General features: G+C 72.3%; 12 protein-coding genes. 4 read left to right on the top strand and 8 right to left on the bottom strand.

Going from position 1 to position 12,943, the window contains the following annotated elements:
* Positions 1-261: 261 nt before the first annotated feature.
* Positions 262-1,359 carry a single stranded DNA-binding domain-containing protein gene (locus BLS99_RS02485; RefSeq protein ID WP_091042954.1) on the top strand — a complete coding sequence of 366 codons (1,098 nt, stop codon included), beginning with the start codon at positions 262-264 and terminating at the stop codon, positions 1,357-1,359.
* 181 nt (positions 1,360-1,540) lie between these two features.
* Here the strand turns inward: BLS99_RS02485 and BLS99_RS02480 are convergent, their stop codons facing one another.
* From BLS99_RS02480 to BLS99_RS02475, 3 genes are all read right to left on the bottom strand, one after another.
* The gene (locus BLS99_RS02480; protein ID WP_091042950.1) at positions 1,541-2,410 is read right to left on the bottom strand and encodes an NmrA family NAD(P)-binding protein; all 870 of its coding nucleotides are present in this window, start codon (positions 2,408-2,410) and stop codon (positions 1,541-1,543) included.
* A gap of 279 nt (positions 2,411-2,689) precedes the next feature.
* Entirely contained in the window at positions 2,690-2,827 is a 138-nt protein-coding gene (locus BLS99_RS25985) for a hypothetical protein (RefSeq protein ID WP_176953173.1), read from the bottom strand.
* Positions 2,827-3,462, bottom strand: coding sequence for a hypothetical protein (locus BLS99_RS02475; protein WP_091042947.1), 636 nt, complete (start codon positions 3,460-3,462; stop codon positions 2,827-2,829). The genes BLS99_RS25985 and BLS99_RS02475 overlap by 1 nt, the downstream gene beginning before the upstream one ends.
* A 276-nt stretch (positions 3,463-3,738) precedes the next feature.
* Between BLS99_RS02475 and BLS99_RS02470 the strand changes: the two genes are divergently transcribed.
* Positions 3,739-4,560: a DUF1206 domain-containing protein gene (locus BLS99_RS02470; RefSeq protein WP_091042943.1), complete on the top strand. Its 822-nt coding sequence runs from the start codon at positions 3,739-3,741 to the stop codon at positions 4,558-4,560.
* A 51-nt stretch (positions 4,561-4,611) separates the two neighbouring features.
* Here the strand turns inward: BLS99_RS02470 and BLS99_RS02465 are convergent, their stop codons facing one another.
* The 4 genes from BLS99_RS02465 to BLS99_RS02455 form a co-directional block, all read right to left on the bottom strand.
* Positions 4,612-5,451: an alpha/beta hydrolase gene (locus tag BLS99_RS02465; RefSeq protein WP_091044760.1), complete on the bottom strand. Its 840-nt coding sequence runs from the start codon at positions 5,449-5,451 to the stop codon at positions 4,612-4,614.
* 5 nt (positions 5,452-5,456) lie between these two features.
* Positions 5,457-5,606: a hypothetical protein gene (locus tag BLS99_RS25980; protein ID WP_176953172.1), complete on the bottom strand. Its 150-nt coding sequence runs from the start codon at positions 5,604-5,606 to the stop codon at positions 5,457-5,459.
* 10 nt (positions 5,607-5,616) lie between these two features.
* Positions 5,617-5,934 (bottom strand): hypothetical protein, encoded by a 318-nt coding sequence (locus BLS99_RS02460; RefSeq protein ID WP_091042940.1) that lies wholly within the window; start codon positions 5,932-5,934, stop codon positions 5,617-5,619.
* Between the two features lie 102 nt (positions 5,935-6,036).
* On the bottom strand, positions 6,037-7,551 hold the full coding sequence (locus tag BLS99_RS02455) for a helix-turn-helix transcriptional regulator (RefSeq protein ID WP_091042936.1): 1,515 nt from the start codon (positions 7,549-7,551) through the stop codon (positions 6,037-6,039).
* Positions 7,552-7,684: 133 nt separating this feature from the next.
* On the opposite strand from BLS99_RS02455, the gene aceA reads away from it, so the two are divergent.
* Positions 7,685-9,004 (top strand): isocitrate lyase, encoded by a 1,320-nt coding sequence (gene aceA / locus BLS99_RS02450; protein ID WP_091042932.1) that lies wholly within the window; start codon positions 7,685-7,687, stop codon positions 9,002-9,004.
* Between the two features lie 62 nt (positions 9,005-9,066).
* Positions 9,067-10,683, top strand: a complete 1,617-nt coding sequence (gene aceB, locus BLS99_RS02445; protein ID WP_091042929.1) for a malate synthase A — start codon at positions 9,067-9,069, stop codon at positions 10,681-10,683.
* A gap of 210 nt (positions 10,684-10,893) precedes the next feature.
* Here aceB and BLS99_RS02440 read toward each other — a convergent pair whose 3' ends face one another.
* Complete coding sequence (locus tag BLS99_RS02440; RefSeq protein WP_218126172.1) at positions 10,894-12,810, bottom strand: helix-turn-helix transcriptional regulator; 1,917 nt, start codon at positions 12,808-12,810, stop codon at positions 10,894-10,896.
* Positions 12,811-12,943: the final 133 nt, after the last annotated feature.

Raw genomic sequence — 12,943 nt, 5'->3', positions numbered from 1 at the left:
GCCGGAGCCGGAGCCGGAGCCGGAGCCGGAGCCGGAGCGGACTAGAAGTGGACCGGACCGGACCGGAACCGAGGTCCAGGTCGCGAGGTCTGGGTCGAGGCCCAGGTCGTGAGGCCCAGGTCGCGGTCGGGAATGACCGAGGCTGTCCGGGACGGAAGCGATCGACCCCCCATTGCGGCGGCGCATTAGGATGCCAATCGCACTGACCACGCCGGCACCACGCCCACGCCCCACGTGCCCCGCCCATCGTTGGAGTACCCGATGACCTATCCCCCGCCGAATCCCTACGACCCGAACCTCACGCCCGGTCAAGGCCAGCCCCAGCAGCCCTACGGCCAGCCGTCCCAGCCCGGGGCCGGCGGCTACGGGGCACCGCAGCAGCAGCCCGGTTACGGCGCCCCGTCCCAGCCCGGCGGCGGATTCGGCCAGCCGCAGCAGCCCGGCTACGGCGCCCCCGCCCAACCCGGCCCGAACGACGGCCAGACGCTGCCGCCCGCCCCGTACGGCGCCCCGCAGCCGCCGCCCGGCTTCCCGCCGCCTCCCGGCGGCCCCTACGGCGCCCCGCCGATCCCGCCGCCCACCGGCGGCGCGGGCCGCGGCGTGCTCGTCAAGATCCTCAGCGGTGTCGGCGCCGTGGTGATCGCCCTGATCGTCATCGGCATCAGGGCGCTGGGCAACGACTCCGGCAGCGACTCGAACAACAGCGCCACCGACGCCGCCGACGACCTCGCGGCCGAGTCCACCACCGACACCACCCTCTCCGACGAGGAGATGGAGGCCGCCGAGGCGGCCGAGGTCGGCGACTGCATGTCCGACGCCGAGGTCGACGCCACCGCGGACCTGGTCGTCCCGTGCGACGACCCGGCCGCGTTCTGGACCATCACCGAGGTCTCCGACGACTCGGGCGCCGCCGTGAGCATCCTCGGCGACCTCGACGACACCGCCCCCGTCGTGGAGGTCTGCGGCCAGGAGTACCTGGGCTGGACCCCGGGCGTGGTCTGGCAGTCCTACCAGGTCGTCTACACCGAGACGATCGAAGGCGCCGGCGGCCCGGTCGACTTCCTGTACTGCATCGAGGCGATCGACAAGGAGGACGCCGACGGCGGCCGCCCGATCGTGCCCGACGTCGGCGACTGCACCGACGGCACGCTGCGGACCTTCGACTGCGCGAACGCGGCGGCGCTGTACGTCGTGGACGACATCGAGACCTACGACCCGCCGGTCGACGAGCTGACCTTCGACTACACGACCGCTCTGGGCGGCTGCCCCGAATCGGACTACTACGCCACGCCGGTCACCGGCGGGGAGGACCTGCTCCCGCAGGTCTACCTGGCCTATTGCAGCAGCGACAACGCTTAGGCCGCCGCGAGGCGGGCGAGCGCGAACGCCCCTGGCGCGGGACCTTCGGGTCCGGCCCCAGGGGCGTTCGGTTTCCAGTGGTGGTGCGTGCGGAGCCCGAGGCGCCGAGCCCGAGGTCGGAGTTCGGGTCTCCGGTCCGGCGCCGTCGCTCCCGCCGGTGCTCTCGCACCGGGCCCGGCGCCTACGCGTCGGGCGCGGCCGCCCAGACTCCGGTCTTCGCGGTGCTCGCGGCCCAGTCGGCGAAGCGGATCGGGTCGCGGCCGAGGACGCGCTTCACGTCGTCGGTGGTCTCGCTCATGGACCCGTCGCGCATGAACCGGTACATGACGTTGAGGAACGCGATCAGCTCATCGGGCAGGCCCGCGGCGCGCATGGCCTCGTCGTGCTCCTCCGGGCTCTCGGCGCGGAAGCGCACGGCCTTGCCGGAGGCACCGGCGATGGCCGCGATGGCCTCGTCCATGGTCAGGGACTCGGGGCCGGTGATCTCGTAGACCTTCCCGGCGTGGCCGTCCTCGGTGAGGACTGCGGCGGCGACGGCCGCGATGTCGTCGGCGGCGATCAGCGGCTCGGTGGTGCCGGCGAGCGGCAGCGCGACGTCGCCGGAGAGGACCGCCGGGAGGTAGTCGCCCTCGCTGAAGTTCTCGTTGAAGTTGTTGGCCTGCAGGACGGTCCAGTCGATGCCCGACGCCTGGACGGCGTGCTGGGCCGCGTGCATGCCGATCACGTCGGGGCCGACCCCGGCGAGCGCGGAGAGGTCCTGGATGCGGCGTCCCGACTGGGAGACGAGGCGGCGGACGCCGGCCTCGACCGCGGCGGCGGCGAACGCGTCGGCGGGGAACGGGTGGTCCGGCGGGATCACGTAGACGGCGGTGACGCCGTCGAGGGCGGCGGCCCAGGTGGAGGAGTCCGCCCAGTCGAAGGGGATGTCGGTGCTGCGGGAGACGGCGCGGACGTGGTGCCCGCCCGCGCGCAGGACCTCGGCGAGGCGGCGGCCGATCTTGCCGGTGGCGCCGGTGACGAGGATGGTTTCGGTGGCATTGGTTTCGCTCATGAGGCAAGTCAACCGCGAATGCCGTAGCGGATGAATGGTTATCAAGCCACGTCCGATGTGCGATCGTCTACCGGCGGGGCGGGCTGGAGCGGAGCGAGGCGAGAGCGAGGTGCGCTCGACACTGGGCCGGTCCGGGCCCGATTCGGCCTCGCGTGGACCTTCGGCGCCCGACCGGGCCGGGGGTGGCGATTCCCCCGGCCCGGCGCGGTCCCGGTTGAGGCGCTTGGGACCGCGGTGCCGCGGGCGGACCCGTAGGAGCCCCCGCCCGCAGCGGGTCGGTCAGCCCGCCGCCGGGGCGGCGGGCGCGGCGTTCGCGGCCGCGAACACCTGTATCGCCGTTTCGGGGTCCGGCTGCGGTTCGGGGTCGTGGACGGCCGACCGCATGTACCCGGGCCCCGACCCGGTCGCGGGCTCCATCAGTACGCCGCCCGGGCGGCCAGGTGCTCGTACGCCTTGTCGAAGTGCTGCATGGCGGCGTCGTTGGGCGGGTCGGGCTGGGGGTCCCAGAGGTCCGCCTGGAGCAGGGCGATCCCGGCCGCGAGCTCCTCGCCCGCGGTCTGGACCCAGGGCAGCGGGGTCGGGTCCTGGAGGTACTTGCCGCCCTTCCGGTCCCACAGGCCGGTCCGGTACAGCTCGATGGGGTACTTCTCGACCGCCTTCGCGGCCTCCAGGAACAGGCCCGCGGCCTGCTCGCGGAGCTGGTCGGCGAGCTTCTCGTCCTTGGTGAGGTGCGCCTTGGCGAGCGTCTGGAGGCCCTTGCCGAGGAGTTCGTTGAAGTCCTCGTGGGGGACCGGGTCGATGTCGAACTTCCAGAAGTCGAAGTAGACCGCGCACTCGGGGCAGCCGCCGGGCGGCCAGTGCGGTCCGATGGCCTCGATCTCGTACCAGTTGCAGTCGAGGACGATCGTGCCGGTGACGGGGTTGACGTGGTCGGTGCATTCGACGATGCGGCTGAAACCGGCCTGGGCCGGTGCCGCGGGGACGAGCATGAGCCCGGCGGCGGCGGTGAGCACCGCCGCCGCGGTGAGGAGTCTTCGGAGGATGAGGCGCATCGGCACTCCTTGGGGGAAGGGAGGATTGCCGCCTCAGTATGGAGTCGCCGAGTGGTCACCGCGGGTACACGGCCGGGCACCGGCCCGCACGTCCGGGGTCCGATGAGGACTAACGTCCGGTTCGGCCGCGTTTGCGATGCCGCGCGGGTCGGAAAGATGGCACGCGGTGTGCCAGCGCCCGCGGACCCGCCGGGGGACGCGTTGCGCCCCTTCCTGTTCACCCTCCACGATGCCTCCTCGCGTTTGAGACGTGTCGACATCGGAAACTTTGGCGGCATGTCCTCCACCAATAACGCTCAAGTCATCGCCTCCCGCGCGGCGAACAGCAAGCCGCTGGAGCTCCTCGCGCGCGGCGGCTTCATCGCCTACGGCGTCATCCACCTGCTGTTCGCATGGCTGGCGTTGCAGGTCGCGTTCGGCGAGTCGTCGGGCGAGACCGACCAGTCCGGCGCCCTGAACACCCTCGCCCAGCAGCCCGCGGGCGAGTTCCTGGTCATCTGCATCATCGTCGGCATGGTCGCCATGGCGGTCTGGCAGGCGTTCGAGGCGGCGATCGGGGAGAGCGGGCCCCAGGACCGCGCCGCGATGGCCGAGCGCGTCATCTCCGGCTGCCGCACGGTCCTGTACCTCTACTTCGCGTACCTCGGATACAAGGTGGTCAGCGGCGCGAACGCCTCCCAGTCGCAGAGCCAGCAGTCCACCGCGTCGTCCATGATGGACTCCGGGGGTGGGCGCTTCCTGGTCGGCCTGGCCGGTGCGGTCGTGCTCGGCGTCGGTGTGGGTCTGGCGGTCTACGGGCTGAAGAAGAAGTTCGAGAAGCACCTGAACACCGGCCGGATGCGTCCGAAGGTGCGCCGCACGGTGCAGCGCCTCGGCACGGCCGGGTACACCAGCAAGGGCGTCGCGTACGCCCTCGCCGGCGCGCTGATCGTCGCCGCGGCGGTCACCTACGACCCCGAGAAGGCCGGCGGCCTCGACGCCGCCCTCAAGACCCTCGCCGGGACCGACTGGGGCCCTTGGCTCCTCGGCCTGATCGCCCTCGGCATCGCATGCTTCGGCGTCTACTGCTTCTTCCAGACCAAGTACCGCAAGGTCTGACGTGGAATGCGACCCGGGGCCCGTCCGATCCGGACGGGCCCCGGTCATGTCCTAGGCGAGTCCCGCCAGGACCGCCGCGAAGCGCTCGGGGCGGACGAGGACGCCCGCGTGGCTCGACTCGATGGTGTGCACGTCGAACGGGTTGCCCGGGGTCAGCGCGTCGGCCTCCTTGATGAAGAGGTCCTGGAGCTCGATCGGGATCGACGTGTCCTGTGTCAGGCGCACATAGCTGCGCGGGATCCGGCCCCAGGTCGCGGCGTCGGCGCGGTCCTCGGGGCCGCCGGCGTCGCGGCTCTCGTCGGGGGTGAGGGTGCTGAGGAAGACCCGGAACTCGTCGTCGGTGCAGTCCGCGAGCATCGACGCCTTCAACGCCCTGAGCAGGGCCGGGTCGGCGGTGCGCCAGTTCATGCGGACCGCGCCGAGGCGGGCCGGGTTCGCCGCGGCCACCGCGAAGACCTGGTCGAGGACGCTGCCGGCGTTCTCCGGCCGGGCCACGTACTCGCCCGGCGTGTGCTCGACGCAGCACCACGCGGAGGCGTAGACGATCCGGTCGAACAGCTCGGGGCGGCGGTTCGCCACCGCTGTGAGCGTGACGCCGCCGCGGCTGTGCGCCACGGCGATGACCGGCCCGTTCACCCTCGCGCGCTCCAGGATCGCGACCAGGTGGTCGACGTTCTCCTGGAGCCCGACGCCGTCGAGGTTCGACGGCGCCACGGCCAGCTCCGCCGCGTCCTGCACCTGGTAGGCCGACGGGACGCCCGCCCCGAAGCCGTGCCCCGGCAGGTCGACCGCGAGGGAGCGGTGCCCGAGGAGGGCCAGCTCCCGCTGGAGCGGCGCCCAGGAGAACGAGTTGGCGTTGGAACCGTGGATGAGGACGAACGTCGGTGTCATGGCGCTCATGATTGCAAAGACTTCGATGCTTTGCGGACCCGGTTCGCCACGGTGTGCAGCGCGTCGAGCACCGGGCCCGCGTCGAGGCGCTCGAAATCGACGTCGAACACGCACAAGAACGCGGCCACGGTCAGCGGATCGGACCCGCCGAGCACGAGTGCCCGCTCAGAAGATCTCGAGCGGGCCCCGCGACAGGCTGATCATCACCGCCAGGACCATCACGATCAGCGCGCCGAGCCCGCCGAAGAAGCCGCCCGCGGCGGTGCTGCGGTTGGTGGCGAGGCCGGTGCGGGCGCGGTTGAGGCCGACCGCGCCGAGGACCATCGCGATGACGGGGATCGGCCAGGTGATCAGGTAGAGCATCGGCACCCACAGGAACGCGAACGCGGCGAGCGCCACCACGAGCGAGGCCGTGCCCATGCCGTTCATGGGCGGGAGGTCGCCCTGGTCCGGGCGGGTCGAGTCGGTGAAGGGGTCGTACATGGCGGCATCCTGATCTCTTGGGGGTCAAGGTCACCGTACCGGTGAAGCACCGTCCCCACGGGACACGCGAGTCGACGCGGCCGCGTCCGCCCGGCCGGAGCCTCAGCCCTTGGAGTGCCGCTCCAGGAACTGGTAGACCTCGGTCTCGTCCACGCCCGGGAAGGAGCCCAGGGGCATCGCGGCGAGTTGGGAGCTGGCGGCGCGGGCGGTGGGCCAGACTTGGCCGGCCCAGGTCTTGGAGAGCTGGCGCGGGGGGTTGCGGCAGCAGTCGGGGTCGGGGCAGCGCGAGACCGAGCGGGCCTTGGTCTCCTTGCCGCGGAACCACTTCGCCGACTCGTACGGCACGCCGATCGACAGCGAGAACACCCCGTCCGCGCTTCGCTCGGTGCGCGCGGTGCACCAGTACGTGCCGGTCGCGGTGTCCGTGTACTGGTTGAACGCGTTGAACTTGTCGGGCACGTCGAACACCTGCCGGCTCGTCCAGTACCGGCAGATCGGCTGCCCCTCGATCGCGCCGGTCGGGTCCGCGGGGAACGCCACGTCGTCGTTCTCGTACGCCTTGAAGATGATCCCGGACTTGTGCACCTTCTGGAAGTGCGTCCGGATCCCCAGGTGGTGCGTCGCCAGGTTCGTGAACCGGTGCGCCGCGGCCTCATAGGAGACCGCGAAGTTGTCCCGCAGGTCCTCGACCGCCACCTCCTTGTCCGACATGGCGCTGCGCAGGAACGCCACGGCGCTCGACTCGGGGATGAGCAGCGCCGCCGCGAGGTAGTTCGTGGACACGCGCTGGCCCAGGAACTCCAGGTACGTCCGGGGCACCTCGTGTTCGAGCACATAGGACGCCAGGGCCTGGAGCAGCACCGTGCGCGGGTCGTGCGAGCCCGTGCCGACCTGCGTCAGGTAGATCCGGCGGTGCTTGAGGTCGGTCACCGAGCGGGTCGAGTGCGGCAGGTCGTCGACGTGGTGCAGCGTGAACCGCAGGTGCGCGGCGAGGTCGGCGATCTGGTGCTGCGAGAGCGGCCCGCCCGCGTAGTCGACCTTCCCCAGCAGCGTGCGCGCCTCCGCCTCGATGTCGGCGAAGTAGTTGTCCTTGTCGCGCATCCGGCGCCGCAGCTCCGTGTTGGCCCGCCTGGCCTCCTCGGGCGTCGCGGTGTGCAGGTTGACCTGGCGGTCCACTTCCCGGTGGAGGCCGACGAGGGCTTCGAGCGCTTCGGTGGGGAGGCGGGTCGAGGGCTTGACGGACGGCAGGCCCAGCGACCGGTACTGGCCGCTGCGCTGCGCCCGCTCCAGCTCGATCTCCAGGGCGACGCGCCGGTTCGGGGGCTCGGCGCCCAGCAGCTCGTCGGAAGAAACGCCGAACGCCTTCGCGAGCGCCCGCAGCATCGACAGCTTCGGCTCCTTCTTGCCGTTCTCGATGAGCGAGAGTTGCGAGGGCGCCGAGCCGACCGCCGCGCCCAGGTCCTCCAGGCTCATCTCGCGCTGTTTGCGCAGGTGCCGGATCTGCTTGCCGAGGCTGATGAGGTCCACCGAGACGTCGTCGGCGGACAGCTCGGCGGCCTCGGCCGCGCCCCACGGGCGGTGCGGGGCGTCGGAGGGGCGCTGCGGCAGGTTCGTCATTTTCCCAGTATCGCGAAGAAACGCGATTCTTTCCACTCGATACTCGCCCGTAGGCGTGAATGAACGTGAAAGATTCCAGTTACCTGCAAGTAATGACCGCCTTCGGGGCGGTCCCGACTTCTCGGAGCCGACGATGTCCGACATCCAGCGCGACCCTCAAGCGACCGACACGCACCTCGCCGCCGAGCGCCTCGCGATCGAGTGGGCCGCCGACCCGCGGTGGGCGGCCACCGTCCGCGACTACACCGCCGCCGACGTCGTGCGGCTGCGCGGCCGCGTCACCGAGGAGCACACCCTCGCCCGCCGCGGCGCCGAGCGCCTCTGGTCCCGGCTCACCGAGGACGCCGCCACCGGCGGGTACACGCACGCGCTCGGCGCCATGACCGGCGGCCAGGCCGTCGAGCAGGTCAAGGCCGGGCTCCACGCGATCTACCTGTCCGGCTGGCAGGTCGCCGCCGACGCGAACCTCGCCGGCCAGACCTACCCCGACCAGTCGCTGTACCCCGCGAACTCGGTCCCGCAGGTGGTGCGCCGCATCAACAACGCGCTCATGCGCGCCGACCAGATCGAGGCCGCCGAGGGCGTCCAGTCCGTCGAGGACTGGCTCGTGCCGATCGTCGCCGACGCCGAGGCCGGCTTCGGCGGGCCCCTGAACGCCTTCGAGCTCATGAAGGGCATGATCGCCGCCGGCGCCGCGGGCGTCCACTGGGAGGACCAGCTCGCCTCCGAGAAGAAGTGCGGCCACCTCGGCGGCAAGGTCCTCATCCCCACCGGCCAGCACATCCGGACCCTGAACGCCGCGCGGCTCGCCGCCGACGTCGAGGGCGTCCCCAGCGTGATCGTCGCCCGCACCGACGCCGAGGCCGCGACCCTGCTGACCTCCGATGTGGACGAACGCGACCACGCGTTCATCACCGGGGAGCGCACCGCCGAGGGCTACTACCGCGTGCGCAACGGCATCGACGCGTGCATCGCCCGCGGCCGCGCCTACGCGCCGTACGCCGACCTGCTGTGGATGGAGACCGGCACGCCCGACCTCGACGCCGCCCGCACCTTCGCCGAGGCGATCAAGGCCGAGCACCCCGACCAGATGCTCGCCTACAACTGCTCGCCGTCGTTCAACTGGAAGCGCCACCTCGACGACGACACCATCGCCAAGTTCCAGCGCGAACTCGGGTCCATGGGCTTCACGTTCCAGTTCATCACCCTCGCCGGGTTCCACGCGCTCAACCACTCGATGTTCGACCTCGCCCACGGGTACGCCCGCGACGGCATGACCGCCTACGTGGACCTCCAGGAGCGCGAGTTCGCCTCGGAGGAACGCGGGTACACCGCCACCAAGCACCAGAGGGAGGTCGGCACCGGCTACTTCGACCTCGTCACCTCCGCGCTGAACCCGAACGCCGCGACGCTCGCGCTCGCCGGGTCCACCGAGGCGGGACAATTCCACTAGCCGGCAGCGACCAGTCCACCGGGCGGGGCCGCGGCCCCGCCCAGCCATACGAGGAGTATTCAGTGGTCATCGCATCACAGACCCGCACCGACGCGGGGATAACGGTCAACGGGCCCCGCGTCGATCGCGAGGACGAGGTCCTCACGCCCGAGGCGCTGTCGTTCGTCGCCGCCCTGCACCGCAAGTTCGCGCCGCGGCGCCAGGAGATACTCCAGGCCCGGCAGCAGCGCCGCACCCGCATCGCCAACGGGGTCGACCCCGGCTTCCTCCCCGAGACCGCCGACGTGCGCGACGACTTCTCCTGGAGCGTCGCCACACTCGCCCCCGGCCTGGAGGACCGCCGCGTCGAGATCACCGGCCCGTGCGACCGGAAGATGACCATCAACGCGCTCAACTCTGGCGCGAAGTGCTGGATGGCGGACCTGGAGGACTCCTCCACCCCGAACTGGCACAACGTCATCGACTCCCAGCTCAACCTCCGGGACGCCATCGAGCGGCGCATCGACTTCACCAGCGAGCAGGGCAAGGAGTACAAGCTCGGCGGCGAGAGCCTGACCGACCTGCCGACCATCATCGTGCGCCCGCGCGGCTGGCACCTCGCCGAGCTGCACCTGCGCGTCGACGGCCTGCCCGTCGCCGGGTCCCTGGTGGACTTCGGCCTGTACTTCTTCCACAACGCCAAGCGGCTCCTGGAACTCGGCCGCGGCCCGTACTTCTACCTGCCGAAGCTCGAATCGCATCTCGAAGCGCGCCTGTGGAACGACGTGTTCGACACCGCCCAGGACCTCCTCGGCGTCCCGCGCGGCACGATCAGGGCCACCGTCCTCATCGAGACGATCACCGCCGCGTTCGAGATGGAGGAGATCCTCTACGAGCTGCGCCGCCACTCGTCCGGCCTCAACGCCGGGCGCTGGGACTACATCTTCTCGGTCATCAAGAACTTCCGCGAGCGGGGACCCCGCTTCGTGCTGCCCGACCGGGACCAGGTGACGATGACCGCGCCGTTCATGCGCGCCTACACCGAGCTGCTGGTGCGGACCTGCCACCGGCGCAGCGCCTCCGCGATCGGCGGGATGGCCGCGTTCATCCCCAGCCGCCGCGACCCCGAGGCCAATGCCGTTGCGCTGGAGAAGGTCCGGGCCGACAAGACCCGCGAGGCCGACGACGGCTTCGACGGCTCGTGGGTGGCCCACCCCGACCTCGTGCCGGTCGCCATGGCCGTGTTCGACGAGGCCCTCGGGGGCCTGCCGAACCAGATCGACCGGCAGCGCGAGGACGTGGTGCCCAACGCCGCCGCACTCCTCGACGTCGCCGCCACCCCCGGGGAGATCACCGAGGCCGGCATCCGCAAGAACCTCGAAGTGGGCGTGCGGTACATCGAGTCGTGGCTGCGCGGCGTCGGCGCCGCGGCGATCAACAACCTCATGGAGGACGCCGCCACCGCCGAGATCTCACGCTCGCAGATCTGGCAGTGGATCAACGCCGGGTCCACGACGGACGACGGGCGCACCGTGACCCGCGACTGGGTCGGGCAGCTGCTCAAGGACGAGTTCGCGTCGCTCCAGCGCTTCGAGGGCGACCGGTTCGACGACGCCCTGTCGGTCTTCACCGAGTGCGCGCTGGGCGAGGACTACCCGACGTTCCTCACGCTGCCCGCGTACACCCGGTTCCTCATCTGAGGACCGGCCCCGCGGCCGACCCCGCCTGCTGGCGCGCGGGGTCGGCCGCACTCAGTACATAAAGAGATATATCGGTGTCGATGTAATGGCCTCTGGTTCTCCAGGGGCCCAAGGCGTGTCCGCGGCGACGCGGCTTCGACGAGGTCCGTGGCGGGTCGCCGCGGACACGGCGAGTGACGACTGCGGGCGGTCGCTCGGGGCCGGCGTCCCTCACGCGGTGTCGGCGACGAGGCGGGCGAGTTCGACGCGGGAGCGGACGCCCAGGGACGCGAAGATGTTGCGCAGGTGGTGGTCGACGGTGCGGACGCTGAGCGAGAGCGAGCGGGCCACCTCGCGGTTGGTGGCGCCGGTCGCGACCAGGCGCGCGATGCGGAGCTGGTGCGGGGTGAGGGCGGCGAGGGCGCCGGTGGCGGGGCCGCGCCGCTCGCCGGCGGCGCGCTGCTCACCGGTGGCCCGGAGCTCCTGGCGGGCCTGCTCGGCCCAGAGCGCCGCGCCGCAGCGTTCGAAGCCGTGGAGGGCTTCGCGCAGGACCGCGCGGGCGAGGAGCGGGCGGCGCCGGCGGCGGAGCCACTTGCCGTGGTGGAGTTGGGTGCGGGCGCGCTCGAAGTCCCCGGAGCCGTTGGGGTGCAGGCGGATCGCCCGGAGATAGAGGGCGTCGATCGCCTCGGGCGGGGTGCCGGGGGCGGCGGTGAGCGCTTCGACGCGGGCGAGCTGGGCCTGCGCGGCCCGGTCGAGACCCGAAGCGGCCCAGAGCTTCAGCTCGCGGGCCGCCGCCTGGGCCTCCTGCTCGCGCCCCGCGAGTGCGGCGGCCTCGGCGAAGCAGGGGAGCAGCAGGTGCCGGACCCCGAAGTGGCCTTGGCTGACGAGGCCCGCGAGCCGCGCGGCGGCGGCGTCGGGGGCGCCGCGCGCGAGGTCGGACCTGGCGAGGGCCCATTCGGCGAGCGCGCCGGTCTGGCCGAGGCCGCAGTGCCTGGCGGTGTCGAGTGCGGCGTTGGCGTGGGCCTCGACCTCGGCGGTGTCGCCCGCGACCGAGGCCGAGAGGGCGAGGACCGCGCGGTGGTGCGCGGCGGTGTTGGCGCGGCCGGTGCGCAGGGCCTCGTCGAGCCCTTCGCGCGCGTGGGTGCGGGCGCGGGCGTGGCGGCCGGCGCGCATCTCGGCGTACGCGAGGTATTCGAGGGCGCGGGCGGTGAGGTCGGGCCGGTCGCGGTCGCGCGCGATGGCCAAGGCGCGCAGCCCGATCCGGCAGGCGTCGTCGGTGTCGCCGAGGATGAGGGCGGCGGCCGACGCGCGGTGCAGGGCGTCGGGGCTGTCTCCCGCGAAGGCGGCGACGCGCCGGAGCGAGGCGATCGCCTCGGCGGGCGACTCGCGGAGGAGGGCCGCGAGGCCCCAGAGATAGTCGGCGAGCTGGGTATCGGGAGTGTCCGGGCGATTGCCTTCAAATCGGGCGCCCGGGGGACCCCCCATTTCAATCGTGCCCGAGGGGTCTGACAGGTTGGGCCGCAGGTGAAGGTGACCGTTGCTCGGCTTCGGTGTCGCCCCCGCTTTGATGGTGCCAGGGGGGTCCGACGGGGCGGTGTTCGAGGGGGCGGCGAGCGGGCGAGTAGGGGCGGACATGGCGGCGAGGGCGCTTTCGAGAGCGGCGGTGCAGGCGGCTCGATCGCCTGCGGCCCAGGCGGTGTCGGCGGCCGCGGTGTAGGCGGCGAGGGCGAGTGCGGGGACCGCTCCTGCGGCGAGCACTCCGGCGAGGGTGAAGGAGGCGTAGGCGTCGCCGAGTGGTCCGTCGGCGAGGGTGCGGCGGCCCCGGGCGAGGGCGGCCCGCGCGGCGTGTTCGGTGCCGCCGTTGGCGACGCGGAGGGTGACGGTGGTGTCGGCGCGCGTGGCCTCGTGGAGGAGGTGGGCGTCGGCGGCGGTGACCACGAGGGCGAGGCTGCCGTCGTCGAGGCGGCGGAGCGTCGCGGCGAGCGGGCGGCGGTCGGCGAGGGGTGCACCGACCGCGGGGGTGTGCACGCCGGGCCGTGCGGCGCGATCACTCGGCGGGGCATGGGGTTCGGGGCCGGCCTGCGGCGGGCCGGTGCGCCGCGCGGGCGGGGCCGCCCGGGCGGGGTGCTCCGGTGCGCGCCGTCCCATCCGTCCATCGTACAAAACCGACCAGTCGGTTTGGAAGGGGTGAACGCCATCGGATCGGGCGATGATTCGACAGGCGGAGTCAGGGGTCCGGGCGCGCACGCGGAAGCCCCCCGGGTGACGGCGCCCGGGAGGC

It is taken from the genome of Glycomyces sambucus (assembly GCF_900102815.1).
GTDB lineage: Bacteria > Actinomycetota > Actinomycetes > Mycobacteriales > Micromonosporaceae > Glycomyces > Glycomyces sambucus.
The sequence above is the reverse complement of the archived record's forward strand: the minus strand, read 5'-3'. Positions and strand labels throughout refer to the sequence as shown.

Coding starts and splice junctions, on each gene's coding strand:
- BLS99_RS02460 (WP_091042940.1), bottom strand. CDS start 5,934: ATGTACGACCCCTTCACCGACTCGACCCGCCCGGACCAGGGCGACCTC.
- BLS99_RS02480 (WP_091042950.1), bottom strand. CDS start 2,410: ATGAGCGAAACCAATGCCACCGAAACCATCCTCGTCACCGGCGCCACC.
- BLS99_RS02475 (WP_091042947.1), bottom strand. CDS start 3,462: ATGCGCCTCATCCTCCGAAGACTCCTCACCGCGGCGGCGGTGCTCACC.
- BLS99_RS02455 (WP_091042936.1), bottom strand. CDS start 7,551: ATGACGAACCTGCCGCAGCGCCCCTCCGACGCCCCGCACCGCCCGTGG.
- BLS99_RS02470 (WP_091042943.1), top strand. CDS start 3,739: ATGTCCTCCACCAATAACGCTCAAGTCATCGCCTCCCGCGCGGCGAAC.
- BLS99_RS02440 (WP_218126172.1), bottom strand. CDS start 12,810: ATGGGACGGCGCGCACCGGAGCACCCCGCCCGGGCGGCCCCGCCCGCG.
- BLS99_RS02485 (WP_091042954.1), top strand. CDS start 262: ATGACCTATCCCCCGCCGAATCCCTACGACCCGAACCTCACGCCCGGT.
- BLS99_RS02465 (WP_091044760.1), bottom strand. CDS start 5,451: ATGACACCGACGTTCGTCCTCATCCACGGTTCCAACGCCAACTCGTTC.
- aceA (WP_091042932.1), top strand. CDS start 7,685: ATGTCCGACATCCAGCGCGACCCTCAAGCGACCGACACGCACCTCGCC.
- BLS99_RS25985 (WP_176953173.1), bottom strand. CDS start 2,827: ATGGAGCCCGCGACCGGGTCGGGGCCCGGGTACATGCGGTCGGCCGTC.